The 16,979-nt window shown below is 60.2% G+C and carries 16 protein-coding genes and 2 pseudogenes; 10 read left to right on the forward strand and 8 right to left on the reverse strand.

Going from position 1 to position 16,979, the window contains the following annotated elements; genetic code table 11:
* The 4 genes from FHX03_RS34865 to FHX03_RS34030 form a co-directional block, all read left to right on the forward strand.
* On the forward strand, positions 1–451 hold a 451-nt coding region (locus FHX03_RS34865; protein WP_246699353.1), incomplete at its 5' end, for a hypothetical protein.
* 184 nt (positions 452–635) lie between these two features.
* Positions 636–935 carry a hypothetical protein gene (locus tag FHX03_RS34020; RefSeq protein WP_183857566.1) on the forward strand — a complete coding sequence of 100 codons (300 nt, stop codon included), beginning with the start codon at positions 636–638 and terminating at the stop codon, positions 933–935.
* A 935-nt stretch (positions 936–1,870) separates the two neighbouring features.
* Complete coding sequence (locus FHX03_RS34025; RefSeq protein ID WP_183857539.1) at positions 1,871–2,347, forward strand: cytochrome P460 family protein; 477 nt, start codon at positions 1,871–1,873, stop codon at positions 2,345–2,347.
* Between the two features lie 32 nt (positions 2,348–2,379).
* Positions 2,380–3,087: a DUF4405 domain-containing protein gene (locus FHX03_RS34030; RefSeq protein ID WP_312865360.1), complete on the forward strand. Its 708-nt coding sequence runs from the start codon at positions 2,380–2,382 to the stop codon at positions 3,085–3,087.
* 122 nt (positions 3,088–3,209) lie between these two features.
* Here the strand turns inward: FHX03_RS34030 and FHX03_RS34035 are convergent, their stop codons facing one another.
* Positions 3,210–4,103 carry a LysR family transcriptional regulator gene (locus FHX03_RS34035; RefSeq protein ID WP_183857541.1) on the reverse strand — a complete coding sequence of 298 codons (894 nt, stop codon included), beginning with the start codon at positions 4,101–4,103 and terminating at the stop codon, positions 3,210–3,212.
* A gap of 192 nt (positions 4,104–4,295) precedes the next feature.
* On the opposite strand from FHX03_RS34035, the gene FHX03_RS34040 reads away from it, so the two are divergent.
* Entirely contained in the window at positions 4,296–4,673 is a 378-nt protein-coding gene (locus tag FHX03_RS34040) for an FAD-dependent oxidoreductase (RefSeq protein WP_312865361.1), read from the forward strand.
* 498 nt (positions 4,674–5,171) lie between these two features.
* Here the strand turns inward: FHX03_RS34040 and FHX03_RS34045 are convergent, their stop codons facing one another.
* From FHX03_RS34045 to FHX03_RS34065, 6 genes and pseudogenes are all read right to left on the reverse strand, one after another.
* Positions 5,172–5,720 (reverse strand): YbhB/YbcL family Raf kinase inhibitor-like protein, encoded by a 549-nt coding sequence (locus FHX03_RS34045; protein WP_183857543.1) that lies wholly within the window; start codon positions 5,718–5,720, stop codon positions 5,172–5,174.
* A gap of 151 nt (positions 5,721–5,871) precedes the next feature.
* Positions 5,872–6,990 carry an alpha/beta hydrolase gene (locus FHX03_RS34050; RefSeq protein WP_183857545.1) on the reverse strand — a complete coding sequence of 373 codons (1,119 nt, stop codon included), beginning with the start codon at positions 6,988–6,990 and terminating at the stop codon, positions 5,872–5,874.
* Positions 6,991–7,475: 485 nt separating this feature from the next.
* Positions 7,476–7,781 (reverse strand): hypothetical protein, encoded by a 306-nt coding sequence (locus FHX03_RS34055; RefSeq protein ID WP_183857547.1) that lies wholly within the window; start codon positions 7,779–7,781, stop codon positions 7,476–7,478.
* A 200-nt stretch (positions 7,782–7,981) separates the two neighbouring features.
* Positions 7,982–8,139 (reverse strand): annotated as a pseudogene (locus tag FHX03_RS35025) (IS5/IS1182 family transposase); the annotation flags it as partial.
* A gap of 163 nt (positions 8,140–8,302) precedes the next feature.
* A pseudogene (locus FHX03_RS34870) lies at positions 8,303–9,009 on the reverse strand (SDR family oxidoreductase).
* Positions 9,010–9,052: 43 nt separating this feature from the next.
* Positions 9,053–9,508 carry a YciI family protein gene (locus tag FHX03_RS34065; RefSeq protein WP_183857549.1) on the reverse strand — a complete coding sequence of 152 codons (456 nt, stop codon included), beginning with the start codon at positions 9,506–9,508 and terminating at the stop codon, positions 9,053–9,055.
* A 985-nt stretch (positions 9,509–10,493) separates the two neighbouring features.
* Between FHX03_RS34065 and paoA the strand changes: the two genes are divergently transcribed.
* The 5 genes from paoA to FHX03_RS34090 are packed head-to-tail and all read left to right on the forward strand — an operon-like array spanning position 10,494 to position 15,822.
* Positions 10,494–11,126, forward strand: a complete 633-nt coding sequence (paoA, locus tag FHX03_RS34070) for an aldehyde dehydrogenase iron-sulfur subunit PaoA (protein WP_183857551.1) — start codon at positions 10,494–10,496, stop codon at positions 11,124–11,126.
* Complete coding sequence (locus tag FHX03_RS34075; RefSeq protein WP_183857552.1) at positions 11,123–12,073, forward strand: FAD binding domain-containing protein; 951 nt, start codon at positions 11,123–11,125, stop codon at positions 12,071–12,073. The genes paoA and FHX03_RS34075 overlap by 4 nt, the downstream gene beginning before the upstream one ends.
* A gap of 6 nt (positions 12,074–12,079) precedes the next feature.
* On the forward strand, positions 12,080–14,275 hold the full coding sequence (gene paoC / locus FHX03_RS34080) for an aldehyde oxidoreductase molybdenum-binding subunit PaoC (protein WP_183857554.1): 2,196 nt from the start codon (positions 12,080–12,082) through the stop codon (positions 14,273–14,275).
* Complete coding sequence (locus tag FHX03_RS34085) at positions 14,265–15,206, forward strand: XdhC family protein (RefSeq protein ID WP_246699354.1); 942 nt, start codon at positions 14,265–14,267, stop codon at positions 15,204–15,206. Before paoC ends, FHX03_RS34085 begins: the two co-directional genes overlap by 11 nt.
* A gap of 13 nt (positions 15,207–15,219) precedes the next feature.
* Positions 15,220–15,822, forward strand: a complete 603-nt coding sequence (locus FHX03_RS34090; RefSeq protein ID WP_183857556.1) for an NTP transferase domain-containing protein — start codon at positions 15,220–15,222, stop codon at positions 15,820–15,822.
* A 1,064-nt stretch (positions 15,823–16,886) separates the two neighbouring features.
* Here FHX03_RS34090 and FHX03_RS34095 read toward each other — a convergent pair.
* On the reverse strand, positions 16,887–16,979 hold a 93-nt coding region (locus FHX03_RS34095), incomplete at its 5' end, for a 4Fe-4S dicluster domain-containing protein (RefSeq protein WP_183857558.1).

A 16,979-nucleotide genomic window follows, 5' to 3' on the forward strand; every position in this document is an offset into this window, starting at 1 on the left:
TATCATGCTTGCCGTGCCAGGTCAGAGCTTTCACGATGGGGTTCTCCTCAGCAATTCTCGACGGCGCTCCAACCCCGGCTTTGCGCAAAAGTTCCCGGAGTTGCGAGGAAGCGTGGTGCGTCGATCCACATGGTCGAATTGGGAAACGGGCTGGACATCCGTTGACCTCATCGAGGCGCTGATGTCGCAACGATGCCCGTCGCGATGGCCGCGGCGATTGGAGGATGTGATGAACAAGCGCGCAAAGACCTCGACAGGTACGAACGAACGGCCGGAGAACGAGACAATCGCTCAAAGCGGCTCCGATATTCCTGACGACAGCGGCCCGTTGGTTGAGCCGACGGAGGCGGAAATCGAACGCGTGAAGGCTTCACTGTTGCGCGGTCGGCGCCACGAGCTGAAGGGGGAACTTGATGAACAGACCGATCTTCCGCAGAGGGGTGCGCCATGAGCGAGGCGAGAAAAGCTGGGATTCGGTCTCGGCAACGCGGCAGAATTCAAAGGCGCCGCGAATGATGATGTTGTTCGTCGACAATTTTCTTCCTGGCTTGCGTAGCTGCCCTCGCCTTTACATTGATCATCCATCCCGGTGAACCGGACGAGGCCCCGCCGACGCCGGCGACGGAGCAGGCGCAATGAGCGCGCGCTCGGACAAAGATCCGATCCAGCGGCCGGCATTGTCCTCCGCTGGAAAACGCACCAGGCTCAATGCCGGGAGGATAGCGCTCATTCTGATCGGAACGGTCGGCGTTGGGCGGCATCCGCCATCAGTTCCATCACGTCACGGACATTCCGCCGACATTCCTGGAGATTTGCGGCGTGTCGGCGCCAGAGACTTATCGGGGCATCTCGCAATTGCCGATCCATGGCGTCAGCTTTGCTTACAGTTTCGAACAGTCGACGAGGCAGGCTTTGCCTATACAATCAAGCTCTGAGTTCAGGCTTAAAGCAGACTGGCCTTTTCCACCGGCTCTCCGGATGTCGAGACGATCGTGGATCCGTACGGTTCGCGTGAGGAAATGATCAGCGCATCATAAGGTAATGGCCGTGGGAGATCCTTCGCCTCATCCCAAGGCGCCCGCATCCAGGCGTCGGCTAACGAAGTCAAACAAACCCGATTGTTCCGAAGTTTTACGGTTCGAATCTCATTAAGGCATGGCATTGTCAATCAAGTATTCAAGTCCGCAAACGGCGACTGACCCGCGGTAATATCCAGTACGCGCGGTCGAAGTAGATTAAGCTCCGTCCTTCGGTGTGCGGCTTTGATAGCACCACTTCGCAGATCAGCGCATCGCGGCTACCGCTCGGATGGACTTGGGCAATGCGGCAGTCGCAAGCGCGACTTCGAGCACGGGAGCAACCGTCTCAACCCGCGTCCACTTGTGCGAACCATTCCGCGGCAGGTGTCTTGCCGCCGAAGAGCTGGCAGACAGGCTTGTTTGTATCCCGTGACGTTGACGCAGACCACGCCGTTTTCGATCACGGGCCGATGCGCTGAAGAACTATGGTGATGCAGACGACGAGGCCTTGAGGCGGAGGCGCGCCTCATCGGTAGTGATGAGCATAAGACCCGCCTGAGAGGATTGATGAATCTGCCTCATATCTATAAGCGCGCCGGCGCCACTAATTCCGCTTCGCCGTATTTGATAGTTGTTACGCAAGAATGGGATCCGGTGAGGCTATTTGGAAGCAGAGGGCCGAGCTGACGTGTTCAGCCGTTTGAGCGGGATGGCGCAGCAGATCGAATTATCGTGCCCGCAGATGCATCATTGCTTCCGCAGCGGCGCGCCCGATGCCGGGTCTGAAAATGAACCGCACCGAGCACCTTTCGGTGCGCCGATCTTTTGTATGCACCAGGACTCATACGCCAATGAACAACACGATCAGATCCTTTGGGCTGGCATTAGTGGGTGGAGCATTGGTCCTCGCCAGCAGCTACCTGATGTTGCCAGAAGGTACGGGAGCAACACCAGCCCACGCCGAAACAGGTGTAGTGACCTTCCCGGAGCTCGACAAGCTCGTCCATTATACTACGATAAATCGCGGCGTGACGCGCGAGCATATGCTTACCAGTCAGACAGCGCTCGACGCCGTCCAGGCCGACAAACCAGTGCCGATGGGGACCCATGTCGTTCTGGTCGATCACCAGAGCGACGTCCTGGCCCGGTACCTCGTTGCCCAAAAAACGGGAGACGGTCCGGACGACTGGACCTATCAAGCGTTCAATCCAGACCGGTCGATCAAGACTGACGATGAAAGCCCGGCGCGCTGTTATTCCTGTCATCAGGCCCGCCAGGACCGGCAATATATGTTCACCTTCAACAATGCGCGCAGTTTCAAGAACTAGCCCCTGAGCATCTATCCACGGAGTACGTCATCGTGACGTCGTCCCCTCTTATCGATCGTCTTCTGCTGCCAGGCGCGATGGTCATCTTCCTTCTGCTCTCACTGGCCTATTGGTGGCTGGAGAACGTCCCCCACGAGATCTTCGGCACCGCCATGTTCGGGTTGCTCGCCTGGCATATCGTGACGAACCGGTTCTGGTTCAAAAATCTCTTCAGGGGCCGTTATGATTCGCGCCGCGTCTTCATCGTCGCGCTTCATCTACTGCTGATCGTCAACATGATCATCCTGCTGGTCAGCAGCATCGCAATCTCGAAATCGCTGTTCAGCGCGCTTCCCATCCCCGAAAGCGTCTACATACGGGAGGTCCACCGGTTCTCAGCCTATTGGGTTATGGTAATCGTCGGCATCCATCTCGGCCTGCACTGGGCGCGCGTAATGGCGTTGAGCCTCTCGATCCTGGGGCCGTCGACGACCAAGGCCGCCGGGACGTGGCTGCTGCGTGTCTCCGCAGCCCTTCTGGCCGGTGTCGGCGTCTGGAGCTTTTCAGTTCTTGGTGTCTGGAACCATCTGACCTTCACCTACAGCCTCGATGTCTGGAACTTCAAAACCTCGGTGACACCTTTTTTTGGGCATTGGGCGGCAGTGATGGCGCTTCCGGCCATCGCCACGCATTACGTGATGTTGGGGTGGAGAAACCGGCAGCGCACAAAGCCCGCCAGAGAAGTCGCACAGATCCCCTGATACAATTGCCATCGAAATTCGGGCCGGGCGCCAGGTCGTAAGGGGGCGCCACCGCGCCGGCGCGGCCCGCACATGCCACCTACCAGCGCAAGAAAGCCCGCGTAACTCAATCCAGCACGGAACTAAGTGCGATGACGTAACGCCTCAACGAGAGCGACAAAAGCCGGCGAGGACTGACGCCGGCTGGGATAATACATGTAGTAGCCATCCCAATGGGGACTGAAGTCCTGAAGCACATGCACCAACCGCCCCTTCTGGATATGCGGCGACGCGACGTCCTCGGGCACATAGGCGAGACCGAATCCGGCGACTGCCGCCTCGACGGCCTGATAGGAATTGTTGAAGACCAGTTGCCCGTCGACCTTGATCTTAATTTCGCGTCCGCGTTCTTCGAACTCCCACGCCCAGAAACCGCCAAAGGTCGGCAGGCGTTCGTTGATGCAAGTGTGCCGGACGAGATCCTGGGGATGCTGCGGTTCGGGATTATTCTTGAGGTAGGATTTCGCACCCACCACGTTGAACCGGAAATCGGGACCGATACGGGCCGAGATCATGTCCTTCGCAAGTTGCTCACCCATGCGAACGCCGGCATCGTATCGCTCTTTCACGATATCGGTCAGGCCGTTCTCGCGCAGAAGTTCGACCTTGATATCAGGATAGTTCGGTAGAAATTTTTGCAGTTTCGGCCACAGCACGAAGTTGATCGCGTGGTCCGGCGCCGTGATGCGGATATTGCCAGCGGGCGTGTCGCGAAGATCGCTCAATGCGTCGATCTGGGCATCGATCTCGTCGAAATGGGGCCCGATCCCGTTCAATAGCCGCTCGCCGGCCTCGGTGGGTGACACGGCCCGGGTCGTGCGCGTGAGGAGCCGAACACCCAGCCTGGTTTCAAGCCCCCGGATGGTATGGCTCAAAGCCGACTGGGAAATCCCGAACTTGGCCGCTGCTTTGGTGAAACTCTGTTCCCGGGCGACCGCCAGGAAGGCAAGCAGGTCACTGACGTTCTCGCGCGACACTCATGAATCCTCTTCATATTGATATGAAAATTATAGCGCCTAATCACGCGCCGGAACAGCGAAGGTTGAAGCTCGTGCGCAAAGAACCTAACGAAAAAATCCCATTAGACGCATTTGCAGGAACGTCTCTCCTTGACGGCGCCAGCAACGATCGCGCGCTTGATGCGAGAGCCCGAATGAATAGAAGTCGATATTGCGATCGTGGGCGGCGGAGCCGCAGGCATTGCTGCGGCCGGGCGCCTCGCTGCTAGTGGAGTTTCGACTATAATGTTGGAGGCGTCGAACCGCGTCGGAGGCGCGCCTGGACCCAGGAACTCGCAGGCTTTACGCTCGATCTGGGCTGCGGATGGCTGCACTCGGCCGACCGCAATCCCTGGACGGGCATCGCCGACGAGGCAGGCTTTGTGGTCAATGTCCGGGAGGCCGCATGGGGCAGGCGACATGCCGATCTCGGCTTTTCTCCGGAACAGCAGGCCGCTGTCCGCAATGCGGTCAATGTTGGGAAAAGCGGTTACCGCACATCGTCATGACGAGCGACTCGCGCCGGGATGCCCTTGTGCTAGGGGCTGAATGGAATCCCTATGTCCATGCGATCTGCGGCTTCTCTAACGGTGTCGCCCCGGAGCGCTGTCGGCGGCGGACTATCTCGCCTATGACGCGGCGCGCAGTTATCGCAACTGGCGTGTGCTCGAGGACTATGGAACCTTGATCGACGCAAGCCTGCCATCGCCCGCGTCCGTCCACTCGCGACGCGGGTCCAGGCCTCTCCGAGCATCGCAACGGCCTGGCCATCACCGTGCATGATTCTCGGCAGCACGTGGTAGCAAGGCATCGTCGCGGTCGAGTGGTAGGTTTCTCCCGTAGCCCACTGCGTTCATGGCCCTTATTAGTCTATAATTATTGAACTTATAAACTAATTTAAACTTCTGGCTCACGTCTCGATCGTACCGCGCCAGCAGATCAGTCGCTTCAGCAGCTAAGGACTGGCTGATGGCAATCACATTACCGGTTAAGCAAGTCGGCCTGGGGAACGCGAACGACCGCGTTTCCCCAAGCGATCGCGCTGATTTATCGCGTCGCAACCGGCACCAGTTCTGCGGAGGCTAGGCTGTTCGAACGGACCATATAGCCGATCTGCGCAGCGCTCATCTCCGTGTCGATCTCCAGTTTGTCGACCGACAGAGCCCAAACCTTGAAGTGGTAATGGTGCGTCTTGTCGCCAGCCGGGGGGCACGCTCCGCCATATCCAGGCACGGCGAAATCGGTGCGGCCTTGCACGGCGCCGGCCGGCAGTTTGCTGCCATCGCGCTGTCCTGCATTCCGATCCAGATGGTTCACGGAAGCCGGAATATTCAGCACGTTCCAATGCCACCATCCGCTTCCGGTCGGCGCATCCGGATCGTACATTGTCACAGCGAAGCTTTTGGTACCGTCAGGTGCACCGGACCAGGAAAGCGTGGGCGATTGATCGCCGCCGGTGCATCCGGACCCATTCTGCAGGTATTGGTCGCCCACCTGCTTGTTGTGCTCCACATCGGAACTCGACAAACGGAAATCAGCGGCATTCGCTGTTGTCACGAAGATTAACACGGCAGCCGTTAGAGCTATCTTTTGCATATTGTCACCATCATCTTAATTGCGCCGCCAAGCGGACTGTTATGTTGATCATTCGAGCCGTCGGCCGGCAACTTGACTGAGCCGTACTGGCTGTACGTTTCTGGCTGCGTGGCTGAGAGCGGCGCCTTTCAGCGCCGCTTCAAGGCTTCACTCAAGCAATGAGGTGCTTCTGGAAGAAGGCCGTGAGCCGGTCGAACGGGATGAGGTTCACCCGGTCGTAGAGATCGACATGGCCTGCGCCTTCAACCCAAATCAGTTCCTTCGGCTCGGCCGCGCGTGCATAGGCCTCTTCGCTGAACTCCTTCGAGTGCGCCTTGTCCCCGGTGATGAACAGCAGCGGACGCGGCGAGATCGTCTCGATGTCGTTGAACGGGTAGAAGTTCATCTGCTTGACTTCCGCCGTGATCGGGCGGTTCGTCGTCGTGTAGAGCGACGCACCAGCCGGCACGTACTGGCCGCGCGGCGTGCGATAGAAGTCGAAGAACTCGCGCTCGATCGGATGCGCATTGGGCCGCAGCGTCTCAAGCATGCCGTCACTGTACTTCTTTGGACCACCCTCGAACTCGACGTAGCGCTGTTCCGCGGCGGCGGCGAGCGCCTGCTTGCGCTGTTCGAGCGTCTGCGACTTGTTGAGGCCGTTTCGGTTGACGGCGCCCATGTCATACATGCTGACAGTGGCGATTGCCTTCAGACGCGGGTCAAGCTTCGCCGCACTGATCGCGTAACCGCCGCTGCCGCAAATGCCCACGATGCCGATCCGCTCCCGGTCGACGAACGGACGAGTACCAAGGAAATCCACCGAGGCCATGAACACCTCGGTATAGAAATCGGAGGCGACTGCGTTGCGCGAACCCTCGCTCTCGCCCCAGAAGGTCAGATCGGGAGCCAGGGTCACGAAACCCTGCTCGGCAAGTTTCTGGGCATAGAAGCTGGAGCTTTGCTCCTTGACCGCGCCGTTCGGGTGGCCGGCGATAATGGCCGGGAGCCCGGTGGACGCGTTTGCGTCCTTAGGGGTGTACAGGTTGGCGACGATGTCCATACCGTACTGGTTCTTGAAGGTGACCTTCTGGTGGTTGAGCTTATCACTCTTGTAGAAATTGTCGGCTCCCTCGATGATGCCTTGAGCCCTGGCCTCGAATGGAATGTTAAGGATGGACATCGCGCCGAGCGCGGCAACGCCGGCGCCGGTGAGCTTCAGGAGATCACGCCGACCGACGTCAAGATCGGATGCTGGCCCGGGCGTGTTCAGGATTTCGTTCTGCTGGTTCATGGCGAACCTCCATCGATGTTCGATTGACACGCGTCGAATGTATCCGAACGCAACTCGGCGGATTAGATCACCCGGCTCGCTTGTAGTCATGAATCTGACTCATGGATGGAAAGTTCGGTCAGGTTCATCGTAAGACAAACGGGGAATTGTCTTCGGTCAGCGCCGCGTTGCCTCGATGAAGAGCACGTGGCTTCTTAGCGCATATGCCACGAGCGACGGCTCACTCGCCCTACGGTGGCTACTGTGCATGGAGCAGCGCCAAAAACAAATCTGCCCGCAGCAGGCTGTGCCGGCGGTGCAGATGTAGATATAAAGTCTCCCGCTTATGCAGCTGCCGACTTCAAGTCAGGCAAGATGCTGACCGAAGAACGGCTGAAGCTTGTCGAACGGGATGAGGCTCACGCGATCATAGAGATCGACATGTCCCGCGCCCTTCACCCAGACCAGTTCCTTCGGCTCGGCCGCGCGAGCATAGGCGTCCTCGCTTAACTCCTTCGAGTGCGCCCGGTCGCCGGTGATGGAACAGCAGCGGGCGCGGCGAGATCGTGTCGATGTCGTTGAACAGATAGAAGTTTCAGAAACTTCATATCGCTGGTCAGCGTCGGTTGGCGGATTGGCCCTCCGGCGTGAACTCGCCGCGGCGTGCGGTAGAAGTCGTAGAATTCGTCACCGATCGCGTTGCCCGTCAGTTCATGCGACGCTCCGCCGGTGTATTCGAGCGCACCGCCGTCAGACTCGACCCAGCGCTGCGCGGCCGCGACGGCGATGCCCCTGCGCTGCTCCACCGTCACGCTGTTGACCCGTTCCGGTTGGTCTGACCCATGTCATACATGCTGACGGTGGCGATCGCCTTCAGGCCCGCAACCAACCGGACGAAGCAGTGATTACTTCGCGTCGGAATCGCGCCGCGGTAATAAAAGATGGACTGTCCGCGCCGCGGAAGCTCATCTGTGTCTGCTGATACGCCGCAGCAGATCGTTCAGCATCACCACCATGGCACGGCCGTCTTCACAATGTAACGCAAGCCGTTGAACATCCGCGAAGGTTGTGTTCCCGCTGCCCAGCATACTCGCGCTGCAGAGTCAGATCCGGAAGGATTAGCGAGCATTCCTCATCAGATGCGTCCGATGGATAAAGTTGCGATGGAATCCCGTCCAAGCCTTTGAATCTCTTCAAATCTCCCAAGTCCAGAATGGCCTCTAGCGCCCGTGCATCCCCGTTAGCAGGAGCGCAGGCTACGTTCGGCAAGACGTCCGGGACGCTGATCTCGTGATAAGTATTCGGCGTGGCCTAAGGTTATGGGGAGGTGAGGCTAGAGTTCCTGCATGGTCGGTCTGAAAAGGATGTCATTGACATCGACGTCGACCGGCTGGCTGATGGCAAGGGCAACCATTTGGCCAAACGTCTCGGCGGAAACGCCAACCGTGCCAACATAGTCTCGATTGGATTTCTGATTGTCCTGTTCAGTGGTGTGTTCGAGCAAACTCGGTCTTGACCGCGCCCGGAGAAATGATCGTTGTGCGGATGTTGTAAGGCTTCACATCTGCCGCAGTCCTTCTAACAGGGCGCGAACATCGGACTTAGTGGCCGAATAGACCGCAGAGCCGGCGAAGATCTATGACCTGCAAGCGAGGAAACGTTGATGATGTGCTCGGACTTCTGCGCCTTGATATGTGGCAGGACGGCGGCGATGTCATAAAGGACTCCCTCGACGTTGACATCGATCATCCGGTCCCATTCGTCCACTTTTAAGAGATCTAGAGGCGAAAGAGGCATGAGGCCTGTATTGTTGTCAAAACGTCGATTCGACCGCCAGCATCGATCGTCGCTCGTGCAATGTGTTCAAGATCCTCGCGTGCGACATCGGCCAGGACTGCGATTGCCTCTCCTCCGCTATCTTTGATCTCGATGCGAGTTTTTCGATTCGGTCGCTCCGGCGTGCTGCGACCACCATGCGAGCTCCCTCATGGGCAAGATGACGCGCTGCCGCTTCACCATTTCGCTGGAGGCGCCGGTGATTACGACGACTTTCCTTGAATACCGTCCATGGTTTCTTCCTCAGCTACTTTTTCTCGTAGCCCCTGATGTTGTTGACTTGCCACTGTCTGACATTCGCGGCGAGTATGCTAGCAGCCACGCCGGGATCCTGAGCCAGCCATTGCTTTGCGGCCTCCAGGTTTGCGGCTTCAAAGATGATCATGCCAACCACCTTGTCATCGGTGAGCGTTCCCAGGAGCCCGCCTCCAATGAACCTGTCGCCGAGAGACTCTGTATACTTGATGTGGTCGGGGATGTTGGCCTGCTCGGTTATGGGCTTGCCGTCCTGGTACGCAGGGCCGCGCTCATAGATGACCGCGAACACGCCCGCCGGGCTTTGGTTGGCACTGTCCTGTGCCATAGCTCGGGGAAAAAAAGACGACAGGGCCACGCCGAACGCCACGGCGGCGCCGATAAACTTAAGGGGACTGCAAAGACGGAATGCGACATCGTCGCTCGTGGTAAATGCAAATTGTTTCATGACGAACTCCTGGGCTGACGCATTGACCGATACCACCCATCACCGGAGAAAATTAGCTATCCGACCCTGATTGATGTCATAAAGCTAATTCATGAGTGAATGGCGCCCTCAGAGTACCCTTCACCCGCTGATCTCTATCAGGATCGCGTTGAGGTGGGCCTATTCACTCGGTGTCGGTCGGTTGAGAAGCGTGTCTTTCACAACCATAGGCTAGATGATCTGGCTAAGACGATAACCAGCCGAGATCTCTGCGACAAGCAATCGTCTTCGAAATGGCATTGTTTCAGCCGACGACGCGGTTCACCTTCATTTGCAGAATGATAGGCTCGCTCCTGGTGGGTGGCATGCTCCACGCGCAACTCCTGCACCTCCTCGGGCTTGACGGCTGCGGCCTTGTTGCCCGGGCCGCGCGCCCAAGCTCAGCGCGTCCGCAATCTCGCGATCGGACAGCTGAGATCGTAGCGCTGGCAAGCGGCGGAATCCATGCACGCGACCAAGCCGTCACGTCCGTGGCAGGTGGCGCGGCGCGTCAGATGAGTCGCCGCTCCCGGAACGCGGGGCACCGAGCCGGTTGACGAAAGCTGCGTCGTCGCCGCTCATATTGCCGAGGCGAAGGATCGCTCGGCAACGATTTGAGGTAGCAGGGCAGGTCATGAACAGCGTGGAGTTGTTGAAGGCCTCCATCATCGAGCCGAAGACGACGCCATGCCGGTTTCTTCCGGTCTTGAATTCGATGTGATGTTGGAGGATCGAGCAGATTGCTCCTGCTCCGCATCTGACATATTCGGGTCGCCAACGCTAATCAAGTTCGCTGTCTCCCGTCGTCCGGTACACTCCATAGCATCGCATTCATGAGCTCGTTCGATAAGCTTATGCAACAGGACTCATCTAATCTTCCGCCTTTGCTGACCTAACTTTTCAAGCTGTCCACCTATCGACCCTCGCACATGGACCGGGGCGCCTCCCATCATGAAGTGGAGCTGACATGCATAGCGATCAACTTGAAATCTCTCGCCGGGACTTACTTATCTCGTCGGCTGCGGCAGTCGCAGTCACCGGGGCCGCGACGGTCGCGGCGGCTCAACCCGCTGGGAGCGACATGGCTCTGACCTCCAAACTATCCCTCACCGTCAACGGCAAGCGCCACGACATCGAAATCGACAATCGAACCACGCTGCTCGACGCCTTGCGCGAACATCTTCACCTCACGGGCACGAAGAAGGGCTGCGACCACGGCCAATGCGGTGCATGCACCGTCATGGTGGATGGGCGCAGGATCAATTCCTGTCTGACGCTCGCCGTCATGCATGACGGCGATCACGTGACGACCATCGAGGGGTTGGGGCAGCCCGGCGACCTTCACCCGATGCAGGCGGCTTTCGTCAAGCATGACGGCTTCCAGTGCGGCTATTGCACGCCGGGGCAGATCTGTTCCTCCGTGGTGGTGCTCGAGGAGATCAAGGCGAATATCCCGAGCCACGTCACCGGCGATCTCACCGCGCAAGCGCAGGTCACGCCTGCGGAGATCCGCGAACGCATGAGCGGCAACATCTGTCGCTGCGGCGCCTATTCGAACATCCTCGACGCCATCGTCGAAGTCGCGGGGACAAAAGCATGAGAGCCTTCACCTATGAGCGTGCGGCGATGATCGAGGCCGCCGCCAAATCCGCCGCCGCCAATCCGAGCGCCAAGTTCATCGCCGGCGGCACCAATCTCCTCGATTTGATGAAGCTTGAGATCGAGACGCCGACGCATCTGATCGACGTCAACGGCCTCGGCGTCGACAAGATCGAAGCGACGCCGGAAGGCGGCCTGCGCATCGGCGCGCTAGTGCGAAACACCGATCTTGCCGCCCACGAAACTGTGCGGCGCGACTATGGGCTTCTGTCCCGCGCGCTTGTCGCTGGCGCCTCCGGCCAGCTGCGTAACAGGGCGACCACGGCAGGCAACCTCCTGCAGCGGACGCGCTGTCCCTATTTCTATGACACCAACCAGCCATGCAACAAGCGCCAGCCGGGCAGCGGCTGTTCGGCGATCGGCGGCTTCAGCCGCCAGCATGCCGTTGTCGGGACGAGCGAAGCCTGCATCGCCACCCATCCGAGCGACATGGCGATTGCAATGCGAGCGCTCGACGCGGTCGTCGAGACCGTCAAGCCGGACGGGAGCCGCCGGTCAATACCGATTGCCGAATTTCATCGCCTGCCGGACGATACGCCCGATATCGAAACGGTGCTCGAACGCGGCGAGTTCATCGCCGCGGTTCTGCTGCCTCCGCCGATCGGCGGCCGGCAGATCTACCGGAAGGTTCGCGACCGTGCATCCTACGCTTTCGCACTCGTTTCCGTCGGAGCGATCATCCAGCCTGATGGCACCGGATGCGTCGCCGTCGGCGGTATCGCCCACAAGCCCTGGCGGATCGAGGCGGCGGATGCCGCGCTTCCCAGGGGAGCAAGGGCGACCGCCACAGCACTTCTCGCCGACGCCCGACCGACCGAACAGAACCGATTCAAGGTTGATCTTGTCGAGCGCACGCTCGGCGCGGTCATCGCCGAAGCCAAGGGATAAGATTCCATGCAGTTCGATACGCCAGCAACGACCAATCCGATCGACCGTCTTAAGGTCGTCGGCCATCCGGTCCACCGCATCGACGGCCAGCTGAAGACCACAGGCCAGGCCAAATATGCCTACGAATGGCATGATCCGAACATGCCTTATGCCTACGGATATCCGGTCGGTTCCGCGATCGCCAAGGGCCGTATCAAGTCGATCGACGTCTCTGCCGCGAAGAAGGCGCCGGGCGTTCTCGCGGTCGTGACCGCGCCCGAGGTCGGCGAGCGCAAGAAGGGCAGGTTCAACACCGCCAAGCTCTTCGGCGGCGAGGGGATCCAGCACTATCACCAGGCGATCGCCGTCGTCGTCGCAGAGACCTTCGAGCAGGCGCGTGCCGCGGCGGCGCTGGTCAAGGTCGATTACGCCGAGGAGGAGGGCGTCTTCGATCTCAGGGCAGCGATGGCCTCGGCGGTGAAGCCGGAAAGCGGCGATCCCGATACATCGGCCGGGGATTTCGAAACGGCCTTCAAGGCGGCACCCGTCACCGTCGATCAATCCTATACGACGCCGGACCAGTCGCATGCGATGATGGAGCCGCATGCTTCGATCGCCGCCTGGAACGGGGACGAGCTGACGGTGTGGACGTCAAGCCAGATGATCGACTGGTGGCGCTCGGATCTGGCGGCGATGCTCGACATCGACAAGGAAAGGATCCATCTGATGTCGCCCTTCATCGGCGGCGGCTTCGGCTCGAAGCTGTTTCTCAGGGCCGACGCGGTGCTCGCCGCCTTTGGCGCCAAGGCGGCCGGGCGGCCGGTCAAGGTGGCGCTGCCGCGGCCGTTCGTCATGAACAATACGACGCACCGGCCGGCGACAATCCAGCGCATTCGCATCGGCGCCGAGCGCGACGGCAAGATCACGGCGATCGCCCATGAGAGCTGGTCGGGAGACCAGGCCGGAGGCCAGCCGGAGACGGCTGTCAACCAGACCAGGCTGCTTTATGCCGGCGCCAACCGCATGACGGCGATGCGGCTGGCGACGCTCGACCTTCCCGAAGGCAACGCCATGCGGGCTCCGGGCGAAGCGCCCGGCATGATGGTGCTCGAGATCGCCATGGACGAGATGGCCGAGAAGCTCGGCCTCGACCCCGTCGAATTCAGGATCATCAACGATACCCAGGTCGATCCGGAAAAGCCGGAGCGGCCCTTCTCGCATCGCAATTTCGTCGGCTGCCTAAAGCTCGGCGCCGAGCGCTTCGGCTGGAGCGGCCGCGGCAAACCCGGTTCGCGCCGCGAAGGCAACTGGCTGATCGGCATGGGCGTTGCGGCGGCCTTCCGCAACAATCTGCTGCTTCCATCAGGCGCGCGCGTCCGCCTCGACCGCGAAGGCGTCGTCTCCGTCGAAACCGATATGACCGATATCGGCACGGGCAGTTACACCATCATCGCCCAGACCGCGGCCGAGATGATGGGCGTCGGTATCGACAAGGTCGGCGTTCAGCTCGGCGATTCCCGCTTTCCTGTGTCCGCGGGCTCGGGCGGCCAGTTCGGCGCCAACTGTTCGACGGCGGGCGTCTACGCCGCTTGCGTCAAGCTGCGCGAGGCGGTGGCCCAGAAGCTCGGCTTCAATTCCGAGGACATCGTCTTCGAGAACGGTGAGGTCCGGTCCGGCAAGCGATCGGTGCCGCTCGCGGAGGCAGCGGGTCCCGACGGGCTGGTCGGCGAGGACACGATCCAATGGGGCAATCTCGCTGAGACGCATCAGCAGTCGACTTTCGGCGCGCATTTCGTCGAGGTCGGCGTCGATGCCGCCACCGGCGAGACCCGCATCTGCAGAATGCTCGCCGTCTGCGCTGTGGGCCGGATCCTCAACCCGATCACGGCGAGGAGCCAGGTGATCGGCGCCATGACAATGGGCGCCGGCGGCGCGCTGTCGGAAGAACTTACCGCCGATACCCGCAGCGGCTTCTTCGTCAACCACGATCTCGCCGGTTACGAGGTTCCCGTCCATGCCGACATCCCGCATCAGGAGGTGGTCTTCCTCGATGAGACGGATCCGATGTCTTCGCCGATGAAGGCGAAGGGCGTCGGCGAGCTCGGGCTCTGCGGCGTCGCCGCAGCAATCGCCAACGCCATTTACAACGCGACCGGCGTGCGGGTCCGCCATTACCCGATCACCCTCGACAAGCTGATCGGCGGTCTCCCCGATGTCGCATAGCGCAACCGGCGTCTCGATGCGGACCGTCATCCCGACACCCGTCAGGGCGCTTTCGACCGACGACCCGGCCGAGATCCTCGGCTTCGCCGCCGCCTGCCTGAGAGAGGGCGGCGGCGCAGCGCTCGCAACCCTGGTCGAGATAAGGGGCGGGGCAGCGCGCGCGCTCGGATCGCATGTGGCAGTGGCGGCAGATGGCCGCTACTGCGGCTATGTCTCCGGCGGCTGCGTCGAGGCGGCCGTCGCCGCCGAAGCGCTTCTTGCGATGGCGGAGGGTCGCGACCGGTCGGTGATATTCGGCGAAGGCTCGCCCTTCTTCGATATCGTGCTTCCCTGCGGCGGCGGCATTGCCGTCGCCATTCATCTGCTGCGGGAGGTGGGCGAGATCGACCGCGTTCTCGCTCTCATCGATAAACGCCAGCCGGCGGGACTGCGCTATAATCCGGCACTGCAGTCGCTAGAGATTGCCGAGCCCCCGCAGCGGGCACGTTGGCAGGCCGGGGATTTCCTGACGATCTACCGCCCGCGCACTCGCGTCGTCATCTCCGGACAGACGGTGGAGGCGAGGGCAGTCGCCCGTCTCGCAATAGCTGCGGATTTCGATGTGCACGTGCGCGAGCCAGGCGAGGCCGGGGGGCATATCGGGAATATCGACGCCTATACGGCGATCGTCTTGCTGCATCACGATCTCGACCAGGAAGCGATGGCACTCGAAGTAGCGCTCAACTCGGGAGCTTTTTATGTCGGGGCACTCGGAAGCACCAGAACGCATCGCAGACGCGTCGAACGCCTGCGGAAGCGCGGCTTCGGCAGCGGTGATCTCGACCGCATCAGGGCGCCGATCGGGATATTCGGACCGACGCGGGATTGGACGTCGCTGGCGCTGTCGATCCTCGCCGACGTCGCGGCCTGCCAGTTGGCGACCTATGGATAATTCACCGGAGCAAATGATATCGGTCGCCATCGTCATTCTGGCGGCAGGACAATCGAGCCGGATGGGCGGCGCCCATAAGCTGCTTGCCGAATTCGACGGCTTGCCGCTGATCCGCCGCTCGGCGATCACTGCCGCCAGTTGCGAGAGCCATTCCGTCATCGCCGTGACCGGCTACAGGCATGCCGAGATCGAGGCGGCAATCGCGGACCTGCCGGTCAAGATCGTGCGCAACGCCGAATTTGCCTCCGGCATGGCGGGCTCGCTTGCCCTCGGCGTGGTTGCGGCCGAGGCCGATCGGCCCAATGGCATCATGATCTTGCTCGCCGATATGCCTGCCTTGACCGCGGCCGATCTCGACGCCCTCATCGCGGCCTTTCGCGCTCACCAAGGCAAATCGGTAGTGCGCGCGGCAGCAGGCGGGAAACCCGGCCATCCCGTCATTTTCCCCCGTGTCCTTAATGCTCGGTTGAAAGGCCAGGCCGGCGACAAAGGCGCGCGTGAAATTATTCTAACCTGCGGCCTGCCCATCATTGACGTCGAGATCGGCGGCGGCGCTCTCATCGATGTCGACACCCCGGATGCAATCAGGGCGGCAGGCGGTGTATTGCTCAAATAGATCTTCCGCTATGCCACCGCCTATTAATCGCGCATCTGCTTCCGCGTGGGCTCAAAAGCAACGCAGTTCTGCATCGAAGGCAGAGAGGCGTCGTCGCTATGCATTGATCAGACATCAATGCATCTGACGTTCTAGCAGTTGGCTTGGCGCCTGAAGGTTCTGTTATACTTTCGGCAGATGCTCGCTGAAGAATGAGTTCAGCCTGTCGAATGGAATCATCGTGACGCGGTCGCCCTCGACCCAGAGCAGTTCTTCGGGTTCTGCTGCACGCGCGTAAGCGTCCTCGCTGAATTCCTTTGGAGTGCTTGGTCACCCGTGATAAAAAGCATATGGCCAGCGGCCTTCACCGTATGCTTACGTGGCGTCGAAATAAAGCCAAATGCCATGATCTAGGGCGTGCGAATTACGAACCAGCTCGACTCTTCTCGACTTGAACGCTTCGCAACGGTGAGGAACAATCCTACGAGGCAACGGTCCAGAAGATCAGGGACCTTCACAAATGAGGCAATACGAGTCTCACTGTGATTGACCGACGGGTGGGCCGTGGTCGGCGAAGCTGACGTGCCAGTGTTTTTCCTTGGGATCAAACCAGATTACGTCACTGGACCGATCTGCTGTACCGGCTCACCCTTGCGCTGGACCAGCAGAACCCGCGGTACCGATTAAAGTTTGACCAAGCGGGCGGGTATCCCAAGGGGTGCGGGCGCCGGGTTCGAAGTAGGCTGCGGAATTCCTCTTGGCCGCCCTTTGACAGACGACTGTGTTCCGTTTTTATCGATCTTCATCCTGTGTTCCTCTTTTCATTGATCTTAGTCATTGTCAGTCATCGCGGTTACTCATTGGTGGAAAACCAGCAACGTACTCCTTTTTACGCGCGCAGTTTTAGTCAGCAGTTCACCTGCGCTCAGGATTCAGCGCGCCTTCTCAACCAGTCGGTCATCAAAGCGGTCGGTGCGGTCGACGATTGGCCGAAGGGTGACGCAAATAGTCGTCAATAAGCTCTAGATCATTGCCGAGCAGGTGCGACAGCGCGGGAGCCTGACCAACTTTGGATCGCGCCGACCTCACATATTCGGATATACCGGCCCCTCGCCGCCCTGCGGCGGCACCCAGTTGATGTTCTGGTTGGGGTCCTTGATGTCGCAGGTCTTGCAGTG

Origin of the sequence: Rhizobium sp. BK456, from assembly GCF_014194045.1 — a bacterium.
Classification (GTDB): Bacteria; Pseudomonadota; Alphaproteobacteria; order Rhizobiales; family Rhizobiaceae; genus Rhizobium; species Rhizobium redzepovicii.

Excerpts from the sequence above, each read along its gene's own strand:
- paoC (WP_183857554.1), top strand. The coding sequence starts at position 12,080 with ATGCAGTTCGATACGCCAGCAACGACCAATCCGATCGACCGTCTTAAG.
- FHX03_RS34090 (WP_183857556.1), top strand. The coding sequence starts at position 15,220 with ATGATATCGGTCGCCATCGTCATTCTGGCGGCAGGACAATCGAGCCGG.
- FHX03_RS34050 (WP_183857545.1), bottom strand. The coding sequence starts at position 6,990 with ATGAACCAGCAGAACGAAATCCTGAACACGCCCGGGCCAGCATCCGAT.
- FHX03_RS34085 (WP_246699354.1), top strand. The coding sequence starts at position 14,265 with ATGTCGCATAGCGCAACCGGCGTCTCGATGCGGACCGTCATCCCGACA.
- paoA (WP_183857551.1), top strand. The coding sequence starts at position 10,494 with ATGCATAGCGATCAACTTGAAATCTCTCGCCGGGACTTACTTATCTCG.
- FHX03_RS34020 (WP_183857566.1), top strand. The coding sequence starts at position 636 with ATGAGCGCGCGCTCGGACAAAGATCCGATCCAGCGGCCGGCATTGTCC.
- FHX03_RS34065 (WP_183857549.1), bottom strand. The coding sequence starts at position 9,508 with ATGAAACAATTTGCATTTACCACGAGCGACGATGTCGCATTCCGTCTT.
- FHX03_RS34045 (WP_183857543.1), bottom strand. The coding sequence starts at position 5,720 with ATGCAAAAGATAGCTCTAACGGCTGCCGTGTTAATCTTCGTGACAACA.
- FHX03_RS34075 (WP_183857552.1), top strand. The coding sequence starts at position 11,123 with ATGAGAGCCTTCACCTATGAGCGTGCGGCGATGATCGAGGCCGCCGCC.
- FHX03_RS34025 (WP_183857539.1), top strand. The coding sequence starts at position 1,871 with ATGAACAACACGATCAGATCCTTTGGGCTGGCATTAGTGGGTGGAGCA.